This is a genomic window from Caballeronia sp. LZ065, from assembly GCF_031450975.1.
Classification (GTDB): domain Bacteria; phylum Pseudomonadota; class Gammaproteobacteria; order Burkholderiales; family Burkholderiaceae; genus Caballeronia.
In genome coordinates this window covers 990,305-1,015,696 of sequence record NZ_JARUXV010000004.1, presented here as the reverse complement: position 1 = coordinate 1,015,696, position 25,392 = coordinate 990,305, and the positions used below count along the sequence as shown (strand labels likewise).

Annotated in this window: 23 protein-coding genes and 1 riboswitch; of the genes, 13 read left to right on the top strand and 10 right to left on the bottom strand. The window is 65.3% G+C overall.

Annotated features, from left to right (window positions below; translation table 11 throughout):
- Positions 1-17: 17 nt before the first annotated feature.
- The 3 genes from QCE63_RS31195 to QCE63_RS31185 are packed head-to-tail and all read right to left on the bottom strand — an operon-like array spanning position 18 to position 5,691.
- On the bottom strand, positions 18-1,487 hold the full coding sequence (locus tag QCE63_RS31195) for an efflux transporter outer membrane subunit (protein WP_309838444.1): 1,470 nt from the start codon (positions 1,485-1,487) through the stop codon (positions 18-20).
- On the bottom strand, positions 1,484-4,615 hold the full coding sequence (locus QCE63_RS31190) for an efflux RND transporter permease subunit (protein ID WP_309838441.1): 3,132 nt from the start codon (positions 4,613-4,615) through the stop codon (positions 1,484-1,486). The genes QCE63_RS31195 and QCE63_RS31190 overlap by 4 nt, the downstream gene beginning before the upstream one ends.
- Positions 4,612-5,691: an efflux RND transporter periplasmic adaptor subunit gene (locus QCE63_RS31185; RefSeq protein ID WP_404990234.1), complete on the bottom strand. Its 1,080-nt coding sequence runs from the start codon at positions 5,689-5,691 to the stop codon at positions 4,612-4,614. Before QCE63_RS31185 ends, QCE63_RS31190 begins: the two co-directional genes overlap by 4 nt.
- 316 nt (positions 5,692-6,007) lie before the next feature.
- Here QCE63_RS31185 and QCE63_RS31180 point away from each other — a divergent pair, with 316 nt between their 5' ends.
- Both QCE63_RS31180 and QCE63_RS31175 read left to right on the top strand, forming a co-directional pair.
- The gene (locus tag QCE63_RS31180) at positions 6,008-6,631 is read left to right on the top strand and encodes a TetR/AcrR family transcriptional regulator (protein WP_309838439.1); all 624 of its coding nucleotides are present in this window, start codon (positions 6,008-6,010) and stop codon (positions 6,629-6,631) included.
- A 112-nt stretch (positions 6,632-6,743) separates the two neighbouring features.
- A complete protein-coding gene (locus QCE63_RS31175) occupies positions 6,744-7,244 on the top strand; it encodes a hypothetical protein (RefSeq protein WP_309838437.1) in 501 nt (166 codons plus the stop codon).
- Positions 7,245-7,284: 40 nt separating this feature from the next.
- Here QCE63_RS31175 and QCE63_RS31170 read toward each other — a convergent pair whose 3' ends face one another.
- A complete protein-coding gene (locus QCE63_RS31170) occupies positions 7,285-7,911 on the bottom strand; it encodes a superoxide dismutase (protein WP_309838435.1) in 627 nt (208 codons plus the stop codon).
- Between the two features lie 29 nt (positions 7,912-7,940).
- Positions 7,941-8,432 (bottom strand): hypothetical protein, encoded by a 492-nt coding sequence (locus tag QCE63_RS31165; RefSeq protein WP_309838433.1) that lies wholly within the window; start codon positions 8,430-8,432, stop codon positions 7,941-7,943.
- 167 nt (positions 8,433-8,599) lie between these two features.
- On the opposite strand from QCE63_RS31165, the gene QCE63_RS31160 reads away from it, so the two are divergent.
- Together QCE63_RS31160 and QCE63_RS31155 are read left to right on the top strand one after the other, a co-directional pair.
- Complete coding sequence (locus QCE63_RS31160; protein WP_309838431.1) at positions 8,600-10,102, top strand: MFS transporter; 1,503 nt, start codon at positions 8,600-8,602, stop codon at positions 10,100-10,102.
- A 274-nt stretch (positions 10,103-10,376) separates the two neighbouring features.
- A complete protein-coding gene (locus tag QCE63_RS31155) occupies positions 10,377-10,577 on the top strand; it encodes a hypothetical protein (RefSeq protein WP_309838429.1) in 201 nt (66 codons plus the stop codon).
- A gap of 85 nt (positions 10,578-10,662) precedes the next feature.
- Here QCE63_RS31155 and QCE63_RS31150 read toward each other — a convergent pair whose 3' ends face one another.
- Complete coding sequence (locus tag QCE63_RS31150) at positions 10,663-11,574, bottom strand: sterol desaturase family protein (protein WP_309838428.1); 912 nt, start codon at positions 11,572-11,574, stop codon at positions 10,663-10,665.
- A 208-nt stretch (positions 11,575-11,782) separates the two neighbouring features.
- Positions 11,783-11,844, top strand: a riboswitch (Fluoride riboswitch).
- A 57-nt stretch (positions 11,845-11,901) separates the two neighbouring features.
- Between QCE63_RS31150 and crcB the strand changes: the two genes are divergently transcribed.
- Positions 11,902-12,294: a fluoride efflux transporter CrcB gene (crcB, locus tag QCE63_RS31145; protein WP_309838426.1), complete on the top strand. Its 393-nt coding sequence runs from the start codon at positions 11,902-11,904 to the stop codon at positions 12,292-12,294.
- 7 nt (positions 12,295-12,301) lie between these two features.
- Here the strand turns inward: crcB and QCE63_RS31140 are convergent, their stop codons facing one another.
- A complete protein-coding gene (locus QCE63_RS31140) occupies positions 12,302-12,721 on the bottom strand; it encodes a helix-turn-helix domain-containing protein (RefSeq protein ID WP_309838425.1) in 420 nt (139 codons plus the stop codon).
- Between the two features lie 105 nt (positions 12,722-12,826).
- Between QCE63_RS31140 and QCE63_RS31135 the strand changes: the two genes are divergently transcribed.
- Positions 12,827-13,711, top strand: a complete 885-nt coding sequence (locus QCE63_RS31135; RefSeq protein ID WP_309838422.1) for an NAD(P)H-binding protein — start codon at positions 12,827-12,829, stop codon at positions 13,709-13,711.
- A 14-nt stretch (positions 13,712-13,725) separates the two neighbouring features.
- Here the strand turns inward: QCE63_RS31135 and QCE63_RS31130 are convergent, their stop codons facing one another.
- Complete coding sequence (locus QCE63_RS31130; protein ID WP_309838420.1) at positions 13,726-14,358, bottom strand: PAS domain-containing protein; 633 nt, start codon at positions 14,356-14,358, stop codon at positions 13,726-13,728.
- 188 nt (positions 14,359-14,546) lie between these two features.
- On the opposite strand from QCE63_RS31130, the gene QCE63_RS31125 reads away from it, so the two are divergent.
- Both QCE63_RS31125 and QCE63_RS31120 read left to right on the top strand, forming a co-directional pair.
- Positions 14,547-15,515, top strand: a complete 969-nt coding sequence (locus tag QCE63_RS31125; RefSeq protein WP_309838417.1) for a threo-3-hydroxy-L-aspartate ammonia-lyase — start codon at positions 14,547-14,549, stop codon at positions 15,513-15,515.
- The gene (locus tag QCE63_RS31120; RefSeq protein WP_309838415.1) at positions 15,515-16,006 is read left to right on the top strand and encodes a YbaK/prolyl-tRNA synthetase associated domain-containing protein; all 492 of its coding nucleotides are present in this window, start codon (positions 15,515-15,517) and stop codon (positions 16,004-16,006) included. The genes QCE63_RS31125 and QCE63_RS31120 overlap by 1 nt, the downstream gene beginning before the upstream one ends.
- A gap of 10 nt (positions 16,007-16,016) precedes the next feature.
- Here QCE63_RS31120 and QCE63_RS31115 read toward each other — a convergent pair whose 3' ends face one another.
- A complete protein-coding gene (locus QCE63_RS31115; protein ID WP_309838413.1) occupies positions 16,017-17,261 on the bottom strand; it encodes an MFS transporter in 1,245 nt (414 codons plus the stop codon).
- A 136-nt stretch (positions 17,262-17,397) separates the two neighbouring features.
- Between QCE63_RS31115 and QCE63_RS31110 the strand changes: the two genes are divergently transcribed.
- The 4 genes from QCE63_RS31110 to QCE63_RS31095 all read left to right on the top strand — a co-directional run bounded on the left by QCE63_RS31110 (position 17,398) and on the right by QCE63_RS31095 (position 22,640).
- Positions 17,398-18,270, top strand: a complete 873-nt coding sequence (locus QCE63_RS31110) for a LysR family transcriptional regulator (protein WP_309838410.1) — start codon at positions 17,398-17,400, stop codon at positions 18,268-18,270.
- A 105-nt stretch (positions 18,271-18,375) separates the two neighbouring features.
- Entirely contained in the window at positions 18,376-18,750 is a 375-nt protein-coding gene (locus tag QCE63_RS31105) for an H-NS histone family protein (RefSeq protein WP_309838408.1), read from the top strand.
- A 181-nt stretch (positions 18,751-18,931) separates the two neighbouring features.
- Positions 18,932-20,152 (top strand): PepSY-associated TM helix domain-containing protein, encoded by a 1,221-nt coding sequence (locus tag QCE63_RS31100; protein ID WP_309838405.1) that lies wholly within the window; start codon positions 18,932-18,934, stop codon positions 20,150-20,152.
- 352 nt (positions 20,153-20,504) lie between these two features.
- Positions 20,505-22,640: a TonB-dependent siderophore receptor gene (locus QCE63_RS31095; protein ID WP_309838403.1), complete on the top strand. Its 2,136-nt coding sequence runs from the start codon at positions 20,505-20,507 to the stop codon at positions 22,638-22,640.
- Between the two features lie 86 nt (positions 22,641-22,726).
- Here the strand turns inward: QCE63_RS31095 and QCE63_RS31090 are convergent, their stop codons facing one another.
- Positions 22,727-23,878 (bottom strand): citrate synthase family protein, encoded by a 1,152-nt coding sequence (locus QCE63_RS31090; protein WP_309838401.1) that lies wholly within the window; start codon positions 23,876-23,878, stop codon positions 22,727-22,729.
- Between the two features lie 131 nt (positions 23,879-24,009).
- On the opposite strand from QCE63_RS31090, the gene QCE63_RS31085 reads away from it, so the two are divergent.
- Positions 24,010-25,365 (top strand): MFS transporter, encoded by a 1,356-nt coding sequence (locus tag QCE63_RS31085; RefSeq protein ID WP_309838399.1) that lies wholly within the window; start codon positions 24,010-24,012, stop codon positions 25,363-25,365.
- The last annotated feature ends 27 nt before the right edge of the window (positions 25,366-25,392 follow it).

Sequence of the window (25,392 nt, the reverse complement as noted above, 5' to 3'; positions counted from 1 at the left end):
TACGGAGAAGATTCGTTTTACTTTAGAGCGTTAGCGTCCATATTCGTCACGTTTTGCGCCGCTGCGAGCGGCGAACCCATCGCCTGGAACAGCGCGGCCGTGTCACTCATGCGCGCGCTGCCGGCCTGGATCGCGGTCAGGCGCGCGTTCAGAGACTGCTGCTCGCTGCCGCGCGCGGCGCGAGGCGGAATGGCGCCGAGCCGCACGCGCGCGAGCGCATCGGCCGATGCGTCGCGCGCCTTGCTGCTCGCGCTGTCCGCGAAGGCGAGCGCCTCGGCGTCGTTTTCCAGCGCCGCCAGCGTATCCGCGACGTTGCGGAAGGCGGCCAGCACCGTCTGCTTGTATTGCTCGACGGCGGCGTCATACGTGGCGATGGCCGCGCGCCGCTGCGCGAACAACGCGCCGCCGTGAAAGATCGGCGCCGACAGCGAAGCGCCGATACTCCACAACGCGCCCGCGCCGGACAGCGCCGTCGGCCAGCTGAAGCCGCCCCGGCCCATCGACGCCGATATCGACAGACTCGGAAACAGCTGCGCCGTCGCGACGCCCACTTGCGCGGCGGCCGCCTTCAACGCGGCGTCGGCGGCCTGGATGTCGGGGCGCGTTTGCAGCAGTTCCGAAGGCAGCACGAGCGGCACGTCGGGCGGCACGGTGAGGCTGGCGAGATCGAGATCGTCGGGGGCGCGGTCGGGCGTTCGTCCGAGCAGCACGGCCAGCGCATGACGGTTCGCGAGCCATTGCGCGCGCAAGCCGGGCAACTGCGCCGCGAGCGAGGCCGCGTTCTGCTGGGCCGTGAGCATGTCGGCGCGCGAGGCCGATCCGAGCGCATAGCGGCGCTCGGCGTCGTGGGCATCGTCGCCCGCGAGCGCGATGAGCCGTTCCGTGATGTCGATCTGCGCATGCAGCGAGGCCGCGCCGATCGCGCCCGTCACGATGTTCGCCGCGAGCGCGCGCCGCGCGGCGTCGAGCTGGAAGGCCTGCTGGTCGACCTGCGCCGCCAGCGACGCGTTCGCGAAGCGCGCCGCGCCGAACAGGTCGAAGGTGTACTGCGCCTGGATCTGTCCGACGAAGAGGTTGTACAGCGCGGTGGGCGGGCCGAAGTCGGGGATGGTGAGGGCGCGCTGGCGCGTGGCCTGTCCCCCCACATCGATGGACGGCAACAGCGACGAGCCGACTTGCGCCCGCAATTGCTCGCGCGCCGCCACGAGCGTCTTGTCCGCCGCGGCGAGACTCGGGCTGTTGCGCAGGCCTTCATCGACGAGCGCGTTCAGCGTCGCCGAGCGATACGCCTTCCACCACTCGGGCACCGGCCGCGCGCCCGCGACGAAACGCTGCGACGCGCCCTCTGCGGTCACGGTGGCATCAGCTTGCGGTTGGGCGCCGTAATGCGCCGGCGTGGGCATCGCGGGCGGCTTGCCGTCCGGGCCGAACGCACAGCCGGCGAGCGCGGCGCTCGCGGCGAAGATCAGCGTACATGTGCGGTTCATGATGAAGCTCCCTCGCGTTCGTCGAGCTTCACGCGGAACCACGCGGCATACAGCGCGGGCAGGTAGAACAGGGTAAGCACGGTCGCGCTCGTGATGCCGCCCATCAGCGCGGTGGCCATCGGGCCGAAAAAGTTGCTGCGCAGAAGCGGGATCAGCGCGAGCACGGCGGCTGCGGCGGTCAGCGTGATCGGGCGGAAACGTCGGACGGTCGCGCCGATGATGGCGTCGAAACGCTTGTGGCCCGAGGCAATGTCCTGCTCGATCTGATCCACGAGGATCACCGAGTTGCGCATGATGATGCCGAACATGGCGATCACACCGAGCATCGCGACGAAACCGAACGGCTTGCCGAAGGCGAGCAGCGTGACGACCACGCCGATCAGCCCGAGCGGCGCGGTGAGCACGACCATCATCACGCGCGAGAAGCTCTGCAACTGGATCATCAGCAGCGTCAGCACGACGATCACCATCACTGGAATCTGCGCGTTGATCGACGCCTGGCCCTTGCCGCTTTCCTCCACCGGTCCGCCCACCTCGATGCGATAGCCCACCGGCAGCGCGCGGCGAATGGCGTCGAGCTTGCCGTCGATGGACTTCGTCACGTCGATGCCTTGCGCCGTGCCCGTTACATCGGACTGCACGGTCAGGGTCGGCTGCCGGTCGCGTTCCCAGATCACGCCGTATTCGAGCGTATCGACGACGCGACCCAGCGCGCCCAGCGGCACCGGCCCGTTCGGCGTCGGCATCGCGAGCGTGGCGAGGCGCGCCGGATCCACGCGTTCCTCGCGCGGCGCGCGCAGATCGACGCCAATCAGCTTGTCGCGCTCGCGATACTGCGTGACGGTCGTGCCGCTTTGCGTCATCGCGAGGAAGCTGGCGATGTCCTGCGACGTGACGCCCGCCGCGCGCGCCTTCTGCTGATCCACTTGGAAGCGCACCGAGCGCTCCGACGGCTCGTCCCAATCGAACTGGACGTTGGTGGTGCGCGTGTCGGCGCGCATGTCGGCGGCCACCTGTTCGGCAATGTGCCGCACCGTGCCGATATCGTCGCCGCTGACGCGGAACTGCACCGGATAGCCGACCGGCGGCCCGTTCTCCAGGCGCGAAAGGCGTGTGCGCACGGCCGGGAAGCGCTCGCGCAGCATCGGATCGAGCCAGCGCGCCAGTTGCTCGCGCGCCTCCACCGATTTCGCGGTAACGACGAATTGCGCGAAGTTCGGCGTCGGCAGTTGCTGGTCGAGCGGCAGATAGAAGCGCGGCGCGCCGGTACCGACGAAGCTCACGACATGATCGATTTCCGCGCGGCCCTTCAGCGCCGTTTCGAGGCGTTTCGCTTCGCGCAAGGTGGCATCGAACGACGCGCCTTCCTGCAAGCGCACGTCGATCAGCAGCTCGGGGCGGTCGGAGCTCGGGAAGAACTGTTGCGGCACGAGCGTGAAGCCCGCCATCGCGATGACGAACAGCACCACCGTGACCGCCAGCACCACGAAGCGCCGCCGCACGCACCAGCCCACCCAGCGGCGCAGGCGGCCATAGAACTTCGTGTCGTAGATGTCGTGCTCGTGATCGTCGGGCAGATGCGCTTCCTTCTTGCGCTCGGGCAGCAGCTTGTAGCCCAGCAGCGGAATCAGCACGACCGCCGCCAGCCACGACGCGATCAGCGCAATGGCCGAGACTTCGAAGATCGAACGCGTGTATTCGCCGGTGCTCGACTTGGCGAGCGCGATCGGCAGAAAGCCGGCGACCGTGACGAGCGTGCCGGTCAGCATCGGGAACGCGGTGCTGGTGTACGCGTAGGCCGCCGCGCGCGTGCGGTTCCAGCCCTGTTCGAGCTTCACGGCCATCATCTCGACGGCGATGATCGCGTCGTCCACGAGCAGGCCGAGCGCCAGAATCAGCGTGCCCAACGAGACCTTGTGCAAGCCGATGTCGAACAGATACATGAAGAGCGCAGTGACGGCGAGCACGATGGGAATCGAGATCACGACGACCATGCCCGTGCGCACGCCGAGCGACACCAGGCTCACGATCAACACGATGATGACCGCTTCCGCGACGGCTTCGAGGAAGTCATCGACGGAATGCGACACCGCATGCGGCATGCTGGAGACTTCGGTGAGCTTCAGCCCCGCGGGTAGTTGCGCACGCAACTTCGTCATCTCGGCATCGAGCGACTTGCCGAGACGCACGACGTCCTCGCCGGGCTGCATCGTCACGCCGATGCCCAGCACCGGCGCACCGGCCGAACGCATTTGCGTGGCGGGCGGATCCACGTAGCCGCGCGTGATCTTCGCGATGTCGCCGAGCCGGAACGAGCGGCCATTCACCGCGATGAGCGTGTCGGCAAGCGCGTCGATGCTCTTGAACTGGCCGCTCGGGCGCACGAACACGCGGTCGTTCGGCGTGTTCATCACGCCGGCGGGCGCGACGGCGTTCTGTCCGTCGATGGCCTGCGCGATCTGCTGCGGCGAGAGCGACAGACGCGTGAGCGTCGTGTTCGGAATCTCGATGTAGATGCGCTCTTCCTGGTCGCCGAAATAGTCCACCTTCGCGACACCCGGCACGCGCAGCAGCACGGTGCGCAGCGAATCGGCGTAGTCGTGCAGTTGTGCGGGCGAGAAGCCGTCGCCTTCGAGCGCGAAGATGTTGGTATAGACGTCGCCGAACTCGTCGTTGAAGAACGGGCCCTGTACGCCGGGCGGCAGCGTCGCGGCGATATCGCCGACCTTCTTGCGGATCTGATACCACTCCTCGGGTACGTCCTTCGCGGGCGCCGAGTCCTTCATCTGGAAGAACAGCAGCGATTCGCCGGGGCGCGAGTAGCTGCGCATGAAGTCCGTGTACGGCGTCTCCTGCAGCTTGCGCGCGATGCGGTCGGTCACTTCCTCCTGCACCTGACGCGCGGTCGCACCCGGCCAGAAGGTGCGGATGACCATGACGCGGAACGTGAACGGCGGATCTTCCGACTGCGCGAGGCGCGTGTACGAGAGGATGCCGAAGAGCGTCGACATCGCGATCAGAAAGATCACCAGCGCGCGATGCCGCAGCGCCCATGCCGACAGATTGAAACGGCCTTCCTCGTGGCGCTGCGCGGCGTCTTCGCCGGACGTGGAGTCGCGCGCGCTCATGAAGCGAAGTCCTCGGGATGCAAGGGCGCGACCACGCGCACCTTTTCGCCCGCCGAGACGGTATGCACGCCTTGCCACACGACGCGCTCGCCCGCCTGGATGCCGCTCGCCACCGTCACGGTGCGTTCGCCGAAGCGCGCGATCTCCACGCGCCGCAGTTCGAGTGCGTTGCCGGGTTTCGTCACGACCCATACGGCGGGGTGACCGTTGTCGTGGAACAGGGCCGTCGATGGCAGCGTGAACGCGCCGCCGGCCGCCTGCGCCGGGGTGAACGCGATGTCGGCCGTCATGCCGAGCCGGACTTCCGGCGTCGGCGCTTCGAGCGTGAGCTTCGCGCGCCAGGTGTGGCTCTGCGTGTCGGCGGCCGGGGAGAGTTCGCGCACGCGCGCCTTGAAGGTGCTCGTGGGGAGCGCGGTGAGCTTCACGTCCGCTTCATGGCCGACCGCAAAAGCGCCGAGCGCGGATTCGGGGACGTCGCAGATCACGTCGATATCGCCGCTCCATGCCAGCGTATAGACGGCCTGGCCCGCGTTGACGTTCTGGCCGGTGTCGGCCTGCTCGGCGGTGATGACACCGGCGTGATCCGCGGCGAGCGTCGCATAGCGCAGCTGGTCGCCGGCGAGCGCGGCCTGCTGTTGCGCCTGATTGCGCTGCGCCAGCGCCGACGCATAGGCGTTCTGCGTCTGTTCGAGCTGCGCGGGCGCGATCAGGTTTTCAGCGGCCTGGGCGCGGTCGCGGTCGAGCTGCTGCTGGGCGTAGACGAGTTGATGCGAGGCGGCGTCGAGTTGCGCACGGGCGCTGGCGCTGTTCTTTTCGACATCGGCGGAATCGAGTCGGGCGACGGTCTGTCCGGCCTTCACCGTATCGCCGATACGCACACGCCGCTCGAGAATCTTGCCGTTGATGCGGAAGGACAGCGGCGTCGAATAGCGTGTCTGCACTTGACCGGGCAGCGTGGCAAGCGGCGCGGCGTTATCCGCTTGGGCTTCGACCGCGACCACGGGACGGGGCGCGGGCGCGGCGCTTTCATGGCGCTGACAGGCGGCGAGCGTGACGCAGAGGGCCGTGCAGATGATCGGAACGGCTGCCGCGCGCGAGAAGGCCGGCGTGGTCAAGGAGAAGCGCTTCACAGGAACCTCGGCGCCCGTCGGGGCATGAGTGCGCGCGTGCCGCAACGAACGAAGCGCGCCGCTTGGTGGCGAAGCAAAAGCCGGAAAGAGCCGGGATGTCCGTAGAAACCTGTCGCGACGGATGGCTTATTCCATGTGTCTGTCAGGGCCGCCCGGAAAGGGCTCTGGTCATCCCGAAAAGAGACTGCCGTGGATTCTAATACACACATGTATCTGAATGCAAAGCCGAATGTGTAAGCCGGCCGATGCTACACTTCGGACCATGAAACCCGTGCGACTCACCCGTGAACAGAGCCGTGACCAGACGCGCCAGCGTTTGCTGGACGCTGCGCAAGCCGTTTTCACGAGGAAGGGTTTCGGCGCGGCGAGCGTCGAGGACGTGGCCGCCGAGGCGGGCTATACGCGCGGCGCGTTCTATTCAAATTTCGACAGCAAGGCGCAGTTGCTGCTGGAAGTGCTCAAGCGCGATCACGACACGACCATGGCGCACCTCTCGACCATTTTCGAGGACGGCAAGGCGTCGCGCGCGGACCTGGAAGCGCGCGTGCTCCAGTACTACAGCGAGTGCTATCAGGACAATGCCTGCTTCCTGCTGTGGGTCGAGGCGAAGCTTCATGCGAGCCGCGACGCCGCTTTTCGCACCAGCTTCAACGCGCTGATGCGCGAGCTCAGGCAAACCACGACGGAATACATCGAGGCGTTTTCCGAGCGGGTGGGCACGCCGTTGAGCATGCCCGCCGGGCAAATGGCGCTCGGACTGATTGCCCTGTGCGACGGCGTGCAGTTCTTTTATTCGTCGGATCCGCAATCCGTGCCGGCGGAATTCGCGCAGAGTGTGCTCGGGCATTTTTTCCGGCGCGTCGCGCTGAATGGCGGCACGGAATAACGCGGAAACTTTGCAGCGGGCCTCAGGCTTCAATTCGAATTTGCGCAGCCAGCCATTTCGATAAGTGGCCGATTTACCACGAGGGTAATCATCGACAGTATCCGTACTGCTGATGGACGTATCATCGAATGCCGAGTGTGGGATTCCATTCTCAGCCTTTCACAGGCATTCAATGACACGCGTTTTCCGGAACATCTGGATCGCCGGCGTCGTGACGATAGCCAGCGGTCTGGTTTCAGCCAATGAGCAGGCCCGCTTGTTTCCTCTGGAACGAGCCGCCGCAGGCATGGTGTTCTTTCCTTATCCGGCCGTGGTTTCAACCGCCGGCGTGCGCACCGTTCGAACCGTGCATGCCCACTTCTCTTACGGCGTTTCCGCGAAACATGCAGGCACGGCGGCCTTGTCGGGCGCGGGTGTCAGTCTCGTCGATCCGAATACCGTGGATCGGCAATATCCGCAGGCATTGCCTGCCTATTCGCTCGGCAATTCCGGTAAAACGCGCAACGATTTCGCCAGCGATGAAGACGACTGGCATTTTCAGGCCAATCCGCAACTCGGCGTCAATCACGAGCATGAGAAAGGATTGACCTTCCTGATGCGCCGGGGTTTCTGATTCTCTCCATTCCCGGCGTCAGTGTCCCTGAAAGAACCGGCTATTTGCCGCGCCCTTCGGCATAGCGCCGCGCAACCTCAGGCCAGTTGATCACGTTATAGAAAGCCGCAATGTATTCCGGCCGGCGATTCTCGTATTTCAGGTAATAGGCGTGTTCCCAGACATCGAGGCCGAGAATCGGCGTATTGCCCGATGCGATGCCGCTCATCAGCGGATTGTCCTGATTCGCCGTGCTGCTGACCGCGAGCTTGCCTTGCTGGTCGACTTCGAGCCACGCCCAGCCGCTGCCGAAGCGCGTCAGTGCGGCCTTCGTGAAGGCTTCCTTGAAGGTATCGAAACCGCCCAGATCCGAGTCGATCGCTTGGGCCAGTTCGCCGTCCGGCGTGCCGCCGCCCTTCGGCGACATCACGGTCCAGAACAGGCTGTGGTTCGCGTGGCCGCCGCCGTTGTTGCGCACGGGCCCGCGCAGCGCTTCCGGCAACGCGTCGATATCCGCGATCAGGCTTTCAACCGGCTCGTCCTTGCGGTCGGACTTCTCCAGCGCCGCGTTGAGGTTGTTCACGTAGGTCTGGTGATGCTTCGTGTGATGAACCTCCATCGTGCGGGCGTCGATGTTCGGTTCCAGTGCGTCGAAGGCATAAGGCAGGGGAGGCAGGGTGTAAGGCATCGATTGCTCCTTTCGGTTCGAAGTGGGGATCAGTGCCGCGCGGGGTGGCTGGGGTGAAGCGCGGCGTCGCCGTCGGCGATGGCGCGTGTAATGAGCGGATGCGGCCCGTGACGGGCGAGATGGCGAATCAGCGCGACATAGGTTTCGCGGCTGTGACGCAGTGCGGCCTGGCGCATCGATGCGGGCCGGTCGGCGGCCTGCGTGAGTGCGGTCAGGAGGGCGTGAGCGCGGCATAGCAAGGGCGCCGCGCGATCGAGCGCGCCTTGCGCGACATGCAGGTCCGCGAGATTGTGATGCGCGACGACCAGCGCGGCGAGGCAATCGTCCACGCGGCCGGCGGGCGGCGCTTCGACCAGCCGATGCGCAATCGACAACGCCCGCTCGTAACCGGCGAGCGCCAGTGCGGCGCGTCCGTCGCGCTCGGCCTGGACGGCCTGACGCATTTCGGCTTCCCACAGCGCGAGGGTCGGCTGGCAGGGAACGGACGTGTCCGATGAGAGGTCGGCAATCTGCTGATACATGGCGAGGGCTCCTGTTCCATCGCCCTTTGCGTCGACCTTGCGTCTGCGTACTCGGGTGGGTCAATGATAACCATTATCATTTGGCCTTGCCAACCCCGTTCCCGACGTGGACATACACGCGGCTTTGGCCTCTACTTGAGCGGTGTCCACCCGACGAGGAAGGCATCTTGGCCAGCGCACGCTCTGAAGTCCGCGAAAACCGCGAACGTCCGCACGCGGTCGCAGCACAGGCGAGTCCTTGCGACGAAGGCATCATCCGCGTGCAGCCGTGCGCCAACGACGCGCCGTGTACCCGCAAACGGCTCGCCTTGTCCGCCACGATTCTCGGGTCGAGCATGGCGTTCATCGACGGCTCGGTCGTGAACGTCGCCTTGCCGTCGATCCAGACCGAACTCGGCGCGAGCATCGCGGCGATGCAGTGGGTCGTGAACGCGTACCTGCTGTTCCTCGGCGCGCTCGTGCTGGTCGGCGGTTCGCTCGGCGACAAGCTCGGACGGCGCACGATCTTCGTCGCCGGCATCGCGCTGTTCACGGCGGCGTCGGCGGCGTGCGGCTTCGCGCCGGACACGGGCTGGCTCATCGCAGCGCGCGCGGTGCAGGGAATCGGCGCCGCGCTGCTGGTGCCGAGCAGTCTCGCGATCATCGGCGCCGTGTTCGACGGCGCCGAGCGCGGCCGCGCGATCGGCACGTGGGCGGGCGTGGGCGCGATTACATCGTCGGTGGGTCCGGCGGCGGGCGGCTGGCTCGTCGATGCGTTCTCCTGGCGCGCGATCTTCTTCCTCAACCTGCCGCTGGCCGCCGTGACGATCCTGCTGGCATGGCTTTCGGTGCCCGACAGCCAGAAGGCCGACGCGCCGTCGACGCTGGACTGGCCAGGCGCGGCGAGCGCGGCCGCAGGACTTGCCGCGCTGACCTACGGGCTGACCGAAGCGCCCGCGCACGGGTTCAGCGCTGCGCGGGTGCTCGGCATGATCGGCGCGGGCGTGCTGTTGCTCGCCGTGTTCCTGGTCATCGAGGCAAGAAGCCGCGATCCGATGATTCCCCTCGACATCTTCCATTCCCGCGATTTCTCCGGCGCCAACGTCGTCACCTTGCTGCTCTACTTCGGGTTGGGCGGCGTGCTGTTCTTCCTGCCGTTCACGCTGATTCGCGCCTATGGATTCAGCGCGGCACAAGCCGGCGCCGCCCTCCTGCCGATGCCGCTCATCATCGGCCTGCTGTCGCGCTTCACGGGCGGGCTGACGGGCCGCCATGGCGCGCGGGCGTTGCTGACCGTGGGGCCGTGCATCGCGGGCACTGGTTTTGTGATGCTGGCGCTGCGATTCGCGCCGGCCAGTTATTGGGGGGGATTTTTTCCCGCGCTCGTGGTACTCGGGCTCGGCATGACGATCACCGTCGCGCCGTTGACGACCACCGTGATGGCGTCGGTGCCGGGCGGGCGCGCGGGTATCGCGTCAGGCATCAACAACGCGGTGGCGCGCGTGGCGGGCCTGCTGGCGATTGCCGTGCTCGGCATTGCGTTCGTATGGTCGCGCGACGCCGTGTTGCGCGCGGGCGGCACGCAGGCCGATGCCATTGCCGATGGCCTGCGCGCTGTCGCACTGCTTTCCGCGATGTGTGCATTCGCGGCGGCGGGTGTGGCGGCGGCAACGATACGCAAACGCGCTTGAACACGCCGGGTCGAGCTGATTTAGCAGACTCGCACGGCACTAACAATAGGCGGTTTCCGATCACTTCGAGAATTGCGTTGGATAACGAAATGACATAAAAACACGGGGTTTTTTGAGAGTTTTCACGAAGTTAATCGTTCGACTTGCACCTTACAATGAATTCACATTCCTGATGCTTCGAGTTCCTGAACGATCAAGAGTGTGGAGGCAAAAAGATCCCGAGTTTCGGGTCAACGGCATATCGGCCGTGTTTATCTGACTAAGGAGTAAAAACATGATCAAGATCGAACGAAACGCTTTGGGCCTGGCCCAGGTTGCCGGCGGCGCGCGGAAGCAGTCCACCACGACAACCATCATCGAAGTGCCGACCGTTCCCAGTTCCACCACTGCGCCGGCCACGGGCATCACCGGTAGCTCAAGCTCGGCCATTTTCGTCAACGGCAAGGAAGTGAGCAGCCAGTCGATCACGTTCTAAGCTTCGCCGCCGAAATGCAACGTGGGCGGAACATGCGTTCCGCCCACGTTGTGCCGGTGCCGCGCTGTCAGTCTGTCACCCGTGCTCAGGCGTTCGTGTGTTCCAGCGCCCTGGAGCGCTTCTGAAGTTCTTCCGTCGTGTGCCCTGCGCCGTTCGGCAGCCAGCCGGGAGGACGCAGCACGAAGCCGATTGCATCGGAGATGCTCTTCGCCTGCACCACATCCTTCACGAGACTCGCCCAGTGCTCCAGTTCCACGACGATCGGGTTATGCGAAGTCGTCGGTGTCGTGAGGCCGTAGACGCAGGGTTCCTCGGCGCGTTCCTCCACATAGGTGCCGAATAGCCGGTCGAAGACAATCAGCACGCCGCCGAAGTTGGCATCGAGGTAGGTTGCATTCGAGGCGTGGTGAACACGGTGCGCCGAAGGCGTATTGAGCACGTATTCGAGCCAGCCGAGTTTCGGAATCCAGGTGGCGTGCAGCCAGAACTGATACAGCAGGTTGATGGACACCACCGCCAGCACCACGTCGGGTTTCACGCCAAACCACACGAGCGGGGTGAAGAACAGCGCCGAACCGGCAATCTTCGTCAACCAGCCGAGACGGTAGGCTGAAGACAGCGTCAACTGATTCGGCGAATGATGCACGGCGTGATTCGCCCAGAAGAAGCGGATCGTGTGCGAGGCGCGGTGGTACCAGTAGTAGCAGAATTCCTGGCCGATGAAGAGCAGGAAGATCGTGAGCACCGTGTTGCTCGTAACCGTATGGATCCGGTGTTCCCATGCGAAGTTGAAGACCGGCGTGGCCAGCGAGATCGGCACGAACGCGAGCAGCTTGCGGCCGACGAGATCGGCAAGAGAGAGCCAGGCTTCATGCCAGTCGAAGGCGCGGTCGGTGCCTTTGTGCTTGAAGTGCAGGACGAGCGCTTCAAGCAGCGATGCGGTGAGCACAACGCCCATCGCGTACAGCGAGATTTTTCCAAGCAGTTCCAGTTCCATGATGGTTCGCCTTGGTGGGTGGATTGCGAATGAACCCATTGTGGCGAGCGGCCTGATCAAAATCCACGCGCAAACTATTTCACCGCATGTCAGCGCGTTCGCTCGACCCCGCGTGGCTTGGGGGACAAGCGTTTCCGGCGAGTCATGTCATGGAGTGTCAGGCGCGGCATGGGAAGGCCGCAACGTTGCCGGAAGAGATGCTAAAGTCTCGCTCGATGGGGATGGGGTACCCCCGATAACCGCCGTCCGGCTGATGACTCCTGTTGAATTGCGTTGCGCGGCCTCGTTGCCTGCAAGGGTGCGCGCACGTCCGACAGGAGTGTCCTCGTGCAATCGCTTCTTTCCCTCGTTCTGGTCTTTGTCGGCGGCGGCCTCGGCTCGATGGCGCGGCACCTGGCCGGGCGAGCGTCCCTCGCGCTCTTCGGTCCGTCATTTCCGTATGGAACGCTCGGCATCAACGTCCTCGGCTCGTTCGCCATGGGCCTGGTGGCCGGCTGGTTCGCGCTGCGCGGCCACGCGGATCAGAGCGTGCGCCTGTTCCTGACCACGGGCATCATCGGCGGCTTCACCACGTATTCCACCTTCTCGCTCGAAACCGCGCTGCTCTGGGAGCGCGGCGACGTGCTGTCCGTCATGTTCTATGTTGGCGGCACGCTGTTGCTCGGTTTCGTCGGGATCTTCGGCGGGCTCGCGCTCGTACGCGCTGTCTTGGGCGGCTGAAGGGCCGCTACGCGGATTGCCTCGCCGCATCGAAGACCTCGCGCGCCGCCTTGACCGCCGCATGATTCTCGTTGGCCCAGCGCAGCAGCACATGCAGCGCGGCGTACATCGAGCGGCCCAGTTCAGTCAGGCTGTATTCGACGCCGGGCGGTTTGGTCGGGAACACCTCACGGTGGACATAGCCGTCGCGCTGAAGCTCGTGCAGCGTCTGCGTCAGCATGCGCTGCGAGATATCCGGCACGAGCCGCCGCAGTTCGCCGAAGCGGTACGGCTGCTCGGCCAGCGCCATCATCAGCAATGAAGTCCATCGTCCGTCGATCACGTCGATGACATCTCTCACCGGACAGTTCGATACATCGCCGAACTCGGTTCGCGCGGCATCCAGCATCGTCTTGACTGCGCTGGGGGCGGCCTTGGTGGTTCCCATTCGGTGCCTATCTCCTCAAAAACTGCCTTCTTTACGGAAGACGATCGACGCCCGATCATCGAGGCGCTCTCAAATTGAGAGTATCACCCGGAATGAGGCAGGACTATGAGCGATACGATTTTCGTGACCGGTGCAGCCGGTCAACTTGGACGGCTGGTCATCAAGCATCTGCTGGCGCACGGCGTCGGGCCGGAGCGCATCATCGCGGGTAGCCGCAGCCCGGACAAGCTCGCCGATCTCGCCGCGCTGAACATCGACGTCCGCCGCGCCGACTTCGACGATCCAGCCGGCCTGACCGATGCCTTCGAAGGCGCCGGCACCGTGCTCATCATCTCGACCGATGCGCTCGACGGCGGCGATACGCGACAGAAGCAGCATCGCAATGCAGTGGCGGCGGCGGTCGCGGCGGGTGCCGGACGGCTTGCCTATACGTCGCTTCCCAATCCGGACAGTTCGCTGTTGAGCTTCGCGCCGGATCATCTCGAAACCGAACGGGCCATCAAAGAGACTGGCCTGCCGTACGCGATTTTCCGCAACGGCTGGTATCAGGAAAACTTGCACATGGCGCTGCCCGGCGCGTTCGCGAGCGGCGCGTGGCATTCGGCTGCGCGCGGTGGCAGAACGTCCTATGTGGCGCGGGAGGACATCGCTGAGGCCATCGCGGCCGCGCTCGCCACGCCGGACGCCGGGCGCCACACATACACGTTGACGGGCGCGGAAGCGCTGAACCGCGAAGAGATCGCCGAACTCGCGCGGCGGGCGACGGGCAAGGCGCTGGCGGTTGTGGACGTATCGGACGAACAGCTCGCTGCGGGCCTGAAAGCGGCCGGCGTGCCGGATGTATTTGTCGATGTCCTCGTGTCGGCCGATGTGGAAACCCGGGCGGGCAATCTTTCCATCGTGACCGATCATCTCGAATCGCTGATCGGCCGCGCGCCGCGACGCCTGGCGCACCATCTCGAAGAAGTCGGCGCCGGATACGCGGGCTGACGCACCCGCTTGCTTTACTTGGCGTCGTTATAAACGGTCGCGCGCGACACGCCGAGATGTTGCGCGACCGTTTCCATCGACCGTCGCAAATCCAGGAAGCCTTCCTGTTTCAGCGCCTGCATCAGCGCGCGGCGCTGGTCGGCGCGCAGGGCCTGCGGCGTGGTCGCCTGGCTCACGGCGAAGCGGTCGATGCGCTCGCGCAGCGAATCCGCGCTGGACGGATCCAGCGATTCCCTCACGCCGTCCGTCCCGAGCGACGAAAACTGTTCCAGCATGTTCGTCAGGCTGCGGAATAGCGTGACATCGACATTCAGGCACAGCGCCGCAATGTAGCGGCCATCCGAATCCTTGATCCCGATCGACGTGCTCTTGGCTTGCCGGCCGTCCGCGAAACGGTTGGCGTAGTTCGCGAGAATCTGCGGATAGGCGTCGTCGGCGATGCGCGCGAGGCCCAGTTCCGTTGCCGGATCGCCGACCTTGCGGCCCGACAGATTGTTGTGAATGGCGAGCACCGCGTGCTTCGGCGAGCGCAGGTCATGCACGACGACCTCGGTGAACGGCGCCAGGGTTTCGCCCAGACCCGCGGCGATCTGCTTGACCTGTTCGAGAATGGTCCGCTGTTCGACGTTGAGTTTGGCTTGGGTCATGGTGTCTGGACGGGTCGGTCGTGTCGCGTTGCGTCAACGAGTACAAAGCATGCCATTTCAAGCCGTCGCGCGCATTGATTTTTTGTACAAAAATAGACATAATGTTGAAAATGCGCGGCGAGAGCACGAAATCGTGACGTGCCGTGCGTCGCGTGACTCTGGCCCACTCTTTTCATGGCATCTCCGACATGACGACCCCAAGCCTCCCCACCTACGCCGACGTCGAGGCCGCCGCCTCGCGTATTGCGGGCGTCGCGCATCGCACGCCGGTTCTGACTTCCCGCACGCTCAATGCGCTGACCGGCGCCGAGTTCTTCTTCAAGTGCGAGAACTTCCAGCGCATGGGCGCGTTCAAGTTTCGCGGCGCGTTCAATGCGTTGTCGAAGTTTTCGGCCGAGCAGCGCAAGGCCGGCGTGGTGGCGTTTTCGTCAGGCAATCACGCACAGGGCATCGCGCTGTCCGCGCAGTTGCTGAATATTCCGGCCACCATCGTCATGCAGCACGATGCACCCGCCGCGAAGGTCGCCGCCACCAAGGGCTATGGCGCGCAGGTCGTCGCTTACGACCGCTACAAGGAAGACCGCGAAGCGATCGGCCGCCGGCTCGCGGAAGAAAACGGTCTCACGCTGATTCCCCCTTACGATCACCCGGACATCCTGTCGGGACAGGGCACGGCGGCCCGGGAACTGTTCGAGGAGACCGGCGCGCTGGATCACCTGTTCGTGCCGCTCGGCGGTGGCGGCCTGCTGTCCGGCACGGCGCTGGCCACGCGTGCGCTGGCGCCGCAATGCGTGCTGCATGGCGTCGAGCCCGAAGCGGGCAATGACGGACAGCGTTCCTTCCGCACGGGCGAAATCGTCCATATCGATACGCCGGTCACCATCGCCGACGGCGCGCAGACGCAGCATCTCGGGCACCTCACCTTCGGGATCATCAAACGCGATGTGAACGACATCCTCACCGCGTCGGATGCCGATCTGGTCGAAGCGATGAAGTTCTTCGCCACGCGCATGAAGATGTTGGTGGAGCCGACCGGCTGTCTCGGCCTTGCCGCTGCGCTGAACCTGCGCGAGCAGCTTGCGGGCAAGCGCGTGGGCGTGATCATCAGCGGCGGCAACATCGACCTGGAACGTTTCTGCTCGCTGGCGGCGGCGTGATGGCTACGTCCGCGGTGAATACGCCGTTCGATCAGCTGATCGACACGCTGGAGCGGGAGGGCGCGCGCTATCGCGTGCTCGAGCATCCGGAGGAAGGGCGTTGCGACCTCGTCGCGGCGTTGCGCGGCACGGAGCCCGGACAAGGCGCCAAGGCCATGCTCTGCAAGAGCAAGGACGCAGACGGCCAGATGATCCTGGCCATTCTCCCCGGCGACCGTAAGCTGGACTTCAAAAAGGTGGCGACGGCAGCGGGCATCAGGAAGGCCACGCTCGCCACACCGGAAGAAGCGCAGCGCGAGACCGGCTGCGTGATCGGCGCGATACCGCCGTTTTCGTTCTCGCCTGCGGTGAAGTTGATCGTGGATCCGGAACTGATCGAACGCTTCGATGAAATCGCGTTCAACGCAGGCCGGCTCGACCGCTCGATGCTGCTCGCTTGCGCCGACTATCTGCGCATCGCGCGGCCGCTCGTCAGGCCGTTGTCCGCATGATGCGCGTCAATCACGCTTCGGCGGGCTGTCGAATGACGCGCAGCGCCACGCACAGGCACAGCGCGAGCAGCACGGCAACATAGGCCGCCACGGCGGGCCATGCGCCGTGCTGCCAGAATGCGCCGCCGATCGACCCGAGCACGCTCGACCCGAGGTAATACGCCAGCAGATAGAGCGAGGCCGCGTGACCTTTCGCCGAGCCGGCCATCCGTCCGACCCAGCTGCTCGCGACCGAATGCGTGATGAAGAAGCCAATCGTCACGAGCACGATGCCCGCGATGACCGCCATCAGCGACGCCGACAGCGTCAGCGCCAGTCCGGCGGCGAGCACCACCACGCCGCTGATGAGCACCGGCGCGCGGCCCAGTTTGTCGGCCAGCGCGCCCGCGCTCGACGACGACACCATGCCGAACAGATACGCGCCGAAGATGAGCCCGCACTGGGTCGAGTCGAGATTGAAGGGCGGCGCGATGAGGCGGAAACCGGCGTAGTTGTAGACCGTCACGAATGCGCCCATCACGAGGAAGCCGATCGCGAAGACGAACGGAAGACGCGTGTGCAGCAGTTGCGCCTGCCACAGCCGCAGGTGATGCCGCAGCGTCAGATCGGTGCGCTTGACGAAGCGCCGTGAAGGCGGCAGCAGCATCACGAAGGCGAGGGCGGCGAGCAGATCGATGACGCCGATCGTCGACATCGCCGTGCGCCACGAGAAATATTGCTCCAGCGCGCTCATGCCGATCCGTCCGATCATCCCGCCGAAGGCCGTTCCGCCCACATAGAGACCCATCGCGAAGCCGAGTCCTTCAGGCGCGATTTCCTCGGCGAGATAGGCCATGGCGACGGCCGGCACGCCGCCGAGCGTGAAGCCTTCCAGCGCGCGCCAGACGAGCATCAGATCCCAGCTTGACGCACTGGCGGCCAGCAGGTTGAACAGCGCCGCCGAGGTCATCGATACGAACATCAGCCCGCGCCGCCCGACGCGTTCGGACAGCGCGCCTGCGCACAGGATGGACACCGCGAGGAAGCCGGTGGAGAGCGACAGCGACAGCGAACTCGCCGCCGCGCCGATGCCGAATTCGCGCGCGAACGCGGGAAGCAACGGTTGCACGCAGTACAGCAACGAGAACGTGGAGAAGCCGGCGAGAAACAGCGCGAGCGCGATGCGCCGGTAAGCGGACGAACTGGGCAGGATGCCGTTCGAGGGCGCGTCGCGCCGCGTGCCATCCACCGGGGATGTGAGGGAAGGGGAGGACATCGCCTGATTGCTTGAAGAAGAAAGTTGACTTCATTCTTGCCAATGTCGAGCCATATGTCCAATATATGAAAGTATGGGCAGCGATATGTTTCAGCACTGACCCTGCACCCTGAAGCGGCATCTGGAACCGGAAAGAATGGAGCTTCGCCACTTACGCTATTTCCTCGCCGTTGCCGAGGCGTCGAATTTCACCAAGGCGGCCGAGCAGCTGGGCATCGGCCAGCCGCCGCTCAGCCAGCAGATCAAGGCGCTCGAACAGGAGCTCAACGTGGAGCTGTTCAAGCGCAGCGCGCGGGGCGCCGAACTCACGCAGGCCGGAAGAGTCTTCGCGGACGAAGCGCGGCGCGTGCTGGACGACGCCCAGCGCGCAGCGCGGGCGGCGCAGCGTGCCGCGCGCGGGGAAACCGGCCATCTGCGGGTCGGCTTCACCGGCACCGCCGCGTTCAATGAACACGTCTCGGGTCTGATCCGGCGCTTTCGCGAACGCTATCCCGAAGCCGAACTGGCGCTGCACGAGGCGGCCTCGGGCGTGCTGCTGGACCTGCTCGAAGCGGGTCAGCTGGACGTCGGCATCATTCGGCCGGTGCGGCGTGTCGCCGATTCGCTGCTGCAAAGCGACTGGCGCGAGGAACCGATGCTGGTGGCGCTGCCGGTCGCGCACCGGCTGGCGTCGAAGACGCGCATCGCGCTGGCCGATCTCGCCGACGAGCCCTTCGTGCAAGTGCCGCGCGTCGCGGGCGGCACGCTGTTCGACGACATCGTCACCGCGTGCGCCGCCGCGGGCTTCCAGCCGCAACTGGCGCAGCCCGCGCCGCAGATGGCGTCGGCGGTGACACTGGTGGCGGCGGGGCTGGGCATTTCCATCGTGCCGAAATCGATCACGCAGGTGCGCGTGCGAGGCGTGGTGTATCGGCCGCTGCTGGCGCGCGGCTTGCGGGCGCGGCTGGCTATCGCGTCCCGGCGCGACGATCCCTCGTCCGTGGTGCGCAACTTTCTCGAGCTCGCCTGACGTGCGCCGGAGGGGTGTTCGAAGTCCATGCGCGAATGTCGTAGAATTTCGAACGCCGAACACAACACAACAGTCGCCGGAACGCGGCGAATCTTCAAGAAGACCATGGCATATCAAAGCGTTGAAATCGCCAAACTGAGGGCGCAGCAAGAAGCCCTGGACCAACAACTGGCCGAAGCGAAAGAAAAGGAAACTCAGCATGTATTGCGGGAAATCGTGCAGAAAATGCGCGAATACGGCATTTCGCTGGCCGAATTGATGGGACGAAAGACGGTTTCGGAACCGTCCGAGCACACCGAGCAAACCCCGGCGTCCGAACCTTCAGTGAAATATCGCGATCCGGTCAGCGGCGCCACCTGGAGCGGCCGTGGCCGCGCCCCGATGTGGATCGCAGGCAAGAACCGCGACGAATTCCTGGCGGACAGGCACGCCGCGGCACGCGCGATGGTTCAGGCAGCGCTGTTTCCGGAAGGTCATTGAGGTATCGGGCGGCGCAGCACGGGTTTCACGCGCGGCGTACGCCACGAAAATTTCTTCAGTACCTTACGAAAGCCTTGTGAATCAGGCTTGTCGTCGATAAACTTGCGAACAATTCCTATTTACGTCGCAAGATTTCGATGAATCCCATCGCGCACGACCGTTGTTTCGAGGGCCCGCAGGCATGAGGCCGGTCATGGTTCGCCTGCATCGCTGGCTTGGCGTTGCCACCGCGCTGTTCCTGTTCGTCTCGGGCCTCACGGGCGCCATCATCGCGTGGGATCACGAAATCGACGCGTGGCTCAATCCCGCGTTCTTCCACGCCCGCACGGACGGCCCGGCGCTGCCGCCGCTCGAACTCGCGCGCCGCGTCGAAGCCGCCGATCCGCGCGTGGAAGTGACCTACATGCCGCTCGGCATCGAGCCGGGTCACACCGCGCAGATGATGGTCATGCCGCGCACGAATCCGGCCACCCATGCGCCGTTCGATGTCGCGTACAACCAGATCGCCGTCGATCCGGCAACCGGCCAGGTGCAGGCGCAGCGCATGTGGGGCGCCGTGTCGCTCGCGCGCATCGACCTGATGCCGTTCCTCTACAAGCTGCATTACACGCTGCATCTGCCGTTCGTCGGCGGGATCGACGTGGGCACCTGGCTGCTCGGTATCGTCGGGATCCTGTGGTTCTTCGACAGCGGCATCGCGCTGATCCTGTCGTTCCCGAGCGTGAAGGCTTGGCGCAAATCGTTTGCCTTCCGCGTGAAGCGCGGCGGCTACGCGCTGACCTTCGACCTGCACCGCTCCGGCGGCGTCTGGATCTGGGGCCTGCTGTTGATGATGGCGCTGACCTCCATCTCGATGAACCTCTCCGAGCCGGTGGTGCGTCCGGTCGTCTCGGCGTTCTCGAAGCTCTCGCCGTCGTTCCTCGACAACCCCGCGCTGGTGCGCGCCGGCCCGCCCGGCCAGCCGCTGGCCACGCGCGAACAGATTCTCCAGAAGGCCGCACAGGACGCGCAACGCCAAAACCTCACCCAGCCGATGGGCGCGCTCTACTACGCACCGATGTTCAAGGCGTATGGCGTCGGCTTCTTCGCGCCGGGCCATGATCATGGCGATATGGGCCTGGGCAACGCCTGGCTCTATTACAACGCGCAGACGGGCGCGTTGGCCGGTTCGACCATTCCCGGACGCGGCTCGGCCGGCGACATCTTCATGCAGGCGCAGTTTCCGTTGCATTCCGGGCGGATTGTGGGCATCGGCGGGCGCATTCTCATCACCGCAGTGGGGATCGCAGTAGCGGTGCTGAGCATCACCGGCCTGATGATCTGGATCCGCAAGCGCGCCGCACGCCGGCAATCGGCGGCGTCCAGCGACCGGGCGGCGCGCGGCCGCTCAGTCGCTTCCTGAACTTTTAAGCGCTGGCGACACTCTCCAAGCCAGCGCCGAACCCTCGAATAAAGCTCGACACGGTAGTTCCTGCCGAGTCGAATGTTGCGCGGATGCAAATCGCGCAACCAATAAATGATAACGACTCGCATTCACTCTATAATCCGGCGCACAACACCAGTCTCATCCGTCGCGCCTCGTGCGCGACCGGTCTTGCGACGCAGAACAATGCCGCCCGGATTCCAGAGCATGCCCCGGGACGGAAGACCGACCTTCATCGACGCCCTTTCCTGATTCATGTCCGCATTCCGTTCCAACACCTCGCAGGCCACGCCTGCGCTGGCGCAGCGCCGCGATCGTCGCCGCCGTGGCGATGGTTTTCTCCCTGTCGGCTCACGCGCAATCGGCTGATACCAGCAGCACCGGCAGCACCGGCGCCGCAGCCGCCGCGCCGCAGGACAGCGCGCTGCCGGCCGTCAAGGTGCAGGCAAGCAAGGAACAACTGCCCGGCGATCTCTCGCCGACCTTCGCCGGCGGCCAGGTCGCGCGCGGCGCCGATTACGGCGTGCTCGGCAAGCAGAAGAACCTCGACATGCCGTTCAGCATGACGACGTACACCTCGAAGCTGATCGAGGACCAGCAGGCGCGCACGATCGGCGACGTGCTGGCGAACGATCCGTCGGTGCGCACGGCGTTCGGCTTCGGCAACTTCGCCGAAACCTATGTGATCCGCGGCTTCGAACTCCAGGGCGACGACATCTCGCTGAACGGCCTGTACGGCATCACGCCGCGCCAGCTCGTGGCCACCGATGCGCTCGAACGCGTCGATCTGTTCAAGGGCGCCAACGCGTTCCTGAACGGCGCGTCGCCGAACGGATCGGCGGTGGGCGGCGGCATCAACCTGCAACTGAAGCGTGCCGACGACAAGCCGCTCACGCGCGTGACGGTAGACGGCGAAGCGTCCGGCATGTTTGGCGCGCACGTGGACGTGGGCCGTCGTTTCGGCAGCGAAGGCCAGTTCGGCATTCGCGTGAATCAGGCGAATCACGACGGTGAAACCGCGATCGACGGCGAGCACAGGCGCGACAACACCACGGCCGTCTCGCTCGACTGGCGCGGCGACAAGCTGCGTCTGTACGCCGACTTCCTGTATCAGCGGCAGCGCATCAACGGCGGGCGTTCTACCGTCTATGACTACGCCAACTATGTTCCGGCGCCGCCCGCCGCGACCTACAACTACGGCCAGTCGTGGGGCTACAGCTCGATCGAGGACACGGTCGGCATCCTGCGCGCCGAGTACGACTTCCTGCCCGGCTGGACCGCCTATGTCGCCGGTGGCATGCGCCACACGGACGAGCACGGCGAGTACGCGTCGCCGAGCATCAACGCGGACGGCATCACGCAGTCGCGCCTCGGCGTGCCGCACAAGGAAGACGGCAGCTCGGCAGAAGCCGGCGTGCGCGGCCGCTTCAATACCGGCCCGGTGTCGCACTTCGTGACGGCAGGCGCGTCGATCGTGCGGGTCGACTCGATGTCCGCCTACACGTTCAGCGGCTCGTTCCCGTCGAGCATCTACGACACGCCGCGCGTGCCTTATCCGGCGACCGTCGGTTCGGCGGGCGATCTCGGCGATCCGCAGACCGTCTCGCTGAGCCTGCTGCGCAGCGTGTCGGTGTCGGATACGCTCGGCTTCCTGAACGACCGCGTGCTGTTCACGGTCGGCGTGCGTCATCAGGACTTGCACGCGAACAATTTCAGCTACACGGGCACGCAGACCGAGGCGTACAACGATTCGGTCACGACGCCGCTGTTCGGCCTCGTGGTGAAGCCGTGGCAGAACGTCTCCTTGTTCGCGAACCGCAGCGAGGCGCTGACCATCGGCGATTCGGCGCCGTCCACCGCGGCCAACACGGGACAACTGCTGCCGCCTGAGAAGTCGAAGCAGTGGGAAGTCGGCGCGAAGTACGACAACGGCCAGTACGGCGCAACGGTCGCGGCATTCCAGATCGAGAAGCCGCTGACCTTCACGAACGCGGCCAACTTCTTCGTCGCGGACGGCACGCAGCGTCATCGCGGCATCGAGGCGTCGGTGTTCGGCGAGCCGGTGAAGGGCGTACGCCTGATCGCGGGCGGCACGTACATCCACGCGACGCAGCTCGACACCGGCAGCGGGACGACGGACGGCAACAAGCCGATTGGCGTGCCGACTTTCATGTTCAACGTGAACGCGGAATACGACGTGCCGATGCTGCAAGGCCTCACGCTGACGGCGCGCTGGATCTACACGGGTTCGCAGTATCTGAACACGACCAACACGCTGTCGATTCCGCACTGGAACCGCTTCGACCTGGGCGCGCGCTATGCGACCGTGGTGTTCGGCAAGCCGACGACCTTCCGCGCCAGCGTGCTCAACGTGGCGAACAAGTCGTATTGGGCCTCGACGATCGGCGGCTATCTGACGCAGGGCGCGCCGCGGACCTTGCTGCTCTCGATGACGACGGACTTCTAAGCGTAGCCTGAACTGCAAGCACACCCCGAAGGCCGGATTCCGATCCGGCGTTCGGGGTGTTTTGTATTGACGCGGGACTTTCCGCTTCAATCGACGACGGCCGGCCCGATGTAATGCGCGCGCGGCCGCAACAGCGTGCCTTCCTCGATCTGTTCGATGGCATGCGCCATCCAGCCCACGCTGCGCGCGATGGAGAACAGCGCGAACGCCGCGCCTTCCGGCAACTTGCAACGCTCGACGAGCGCGGCGAGCGCGATGTCGATGGCGGGCGGCGTGCCCGTCATGCGTCCGACGCATTCGATCAATTCGCGCGCGGCGTGAGGCACGTCGAAGGCGGACAGGAGATTGACGGCGCGCGGGTCGCCTTGCGGATACAGTTCGTGTCCGAAACCCGGCAACGGCTCGCCGCGCGCGATGCGTTCCTGCACGGCGGTTTCGGTGCCGGCGCGCTGTGCGTCGTCCATGAAGGCGCGCACGCGCACGATGGCGTTGCCGTGCATCGGTCCCGAGAACGCGGCCAGTCCGGCGATCATGCTCGCACCCAATGAAGCCCCGGTCGATGCCGCAACACGCGCCGCGAACGACGAACTCGTCAGCTCCTGATCGGCGAGCAGCACGAGCACGCGGCGCAACAGATCGGCATGACGCGGCACGCCCCACGCATCCGCGATGCGCTCGTGCAGCGGTCCTTCATCCGAACGCGGCGTGTAGAACTGACTCGCGAGCAGTCCCACGAGCCGCGCGGCTTCGCCGAAGCGGTCGGCATGGTCACGCGAGAGACGGGCGGCGTCATGTGCCAGTGCCGCATAGACCCGTGCTTCGGCGGGCCCGGCGAACGCGACCGGCTCGAACGAAGGAAAGTGCGGAGGCGCAGACGTGTCCCACAGCAGCTGCGCGGCGTCCTCGAAACTCGCCGATGCCGCCAGTTGCACCGCATCCCTGCCGCGGTAATAGAGCGTGCCGCGTGCGATGGTGGAGATGCGCGTATCGATGATCGGCTCGCCCCAGGCCATGGTGCTGGCCGCGATCTTCTTGCGGCCGCGTCCGAGGCTGCGCTTCTTCAGCAACCCGGCGATATCCGTCGCGCGATAGAGGTTGCGGTTCGCCTGCTGCGGGTCGTCCCGCACCTCGATCTGGCCGCGGCTGACATAGGCGTACAGCGTCTGCTTGCGCACCCCGAGGGCTTCGCAGGCTTCTTCCTGCGTGATCCAGTTCTTCACGTTGATCGAATCAATCAAGATTGACGCTCATGCACCACGCCGGTTTAATCGACTAAACACACCACCCCGAAAAGACCCGGCAGTTCGAACAAGGGCACGGGCGGCGCGTTCAAGCGACCGCTTCAGGGACATGGAAACAGGAGATGACAGTGGCAACAGATCGGACGACCCAGTATATAGCGGGCACGACGGCCCGCACGACGCGCACGCGTTACTCGATTCTCGCGATGATCCTGCTGCTGGCGACCGTCGCCTACGCGGACCGCGCGATTCTCTCGATAGCCGGCCCCGGCATCTCGAAGGAGTTCGGCCTGAACCACGTGCAACTGGGCTACGTGCTGTCCGCGTTCAGCTGGGCGTATGTCGTCGGGCAAATTCCCGGCGGTCTGCTGCTCGACCGCTTCGGCACCAAGACCATGTACGGCGCGACGCTGATCCTGTGGTCCATCGCCACGATGCTGGTCGGGTTCATCGGCAACTTCACGTCGGATCTTTCGGTGGCGCTGAGCCTGCTGTTCGCGCTGCGTTTCGCACTCGGGCTGATCGAGGCGCCCAGCTTTCCCGCCAACGGCCGCGTCGCGGTCATGTGGTTTCCGAAGGAGGAACGCGGGCTGGCGACGTCGCTGTTCGCCTCGGCATCGTATTTCGCCGTGGCGATCTTCTCGCCGTTCGCCGGCTGGCTCACGTCCCAGTTCGGCTGGCCCGCGCCGTTCATCGCGCTGGGCGTGATCGGGATCGCGGCGGCGGGCGCGTGGGCTGTCGTCATGCATGAGCCGCGTAACCATCCGCGCGTGTCCAGCGGCGAACTCGAGCACATCATCGCGGGCGGCGCGATGATCGATATCGATTCGAAGCAGTCGCTCAACGCGCGTCCGCCGCTTTCACGTGGCGTCATGCGTATGCTGCTCGCCAATCGCATGCTGTGGTGCGCGTATGTCGGGCAGTATTGCACCATCGCGCTGAGCTATTTCTTCATCACCTGGTTTCCCATCTACCTCGTGCAGGCGCGCGGCATGAACGTCATGCAGGCCGGCTTCGCGACGATGGTTCCGGCCATCGCGGGCTTTGTCGGCGGCATTGCGGGCGGCACGATCTCGGACTGGCTGATCCGTCGCGGCTGGAGTGTCTCGTGGGCGCGCAAGACGCCGTACATCGTCGGCATGGGGCTGGGGTGCAGTCTCGTGTTGTCGGCGGTCGTCGAGAGCAACGCCGTGATCATCCTGCTGATGACGCTGGCCTTCTTCGGCAAGGGCGCGGCGGCGGGCGCGGGCACCTGGGCTATCGTCAGCGATACGGCGCCGCGCGAAGCCGTCGGGCTCGCCGGTGCGATCTTCAACTGCATCGGCAACATCGGCGGCATCGTGACCCCCATCGTCTTCGGCTACATCGTCCAGGCGACGGGCGGCTATACGGCCGGACTATACTTCGTCGCCGCGCATTGCCTCGTTGCCGCTGTGGTCTACCTGTTCTTCATGGGCAAGATCGAGCGCGTGAAAATGGCTTGAATCGCCGTGGCAAGCAGCGCCTTCAAC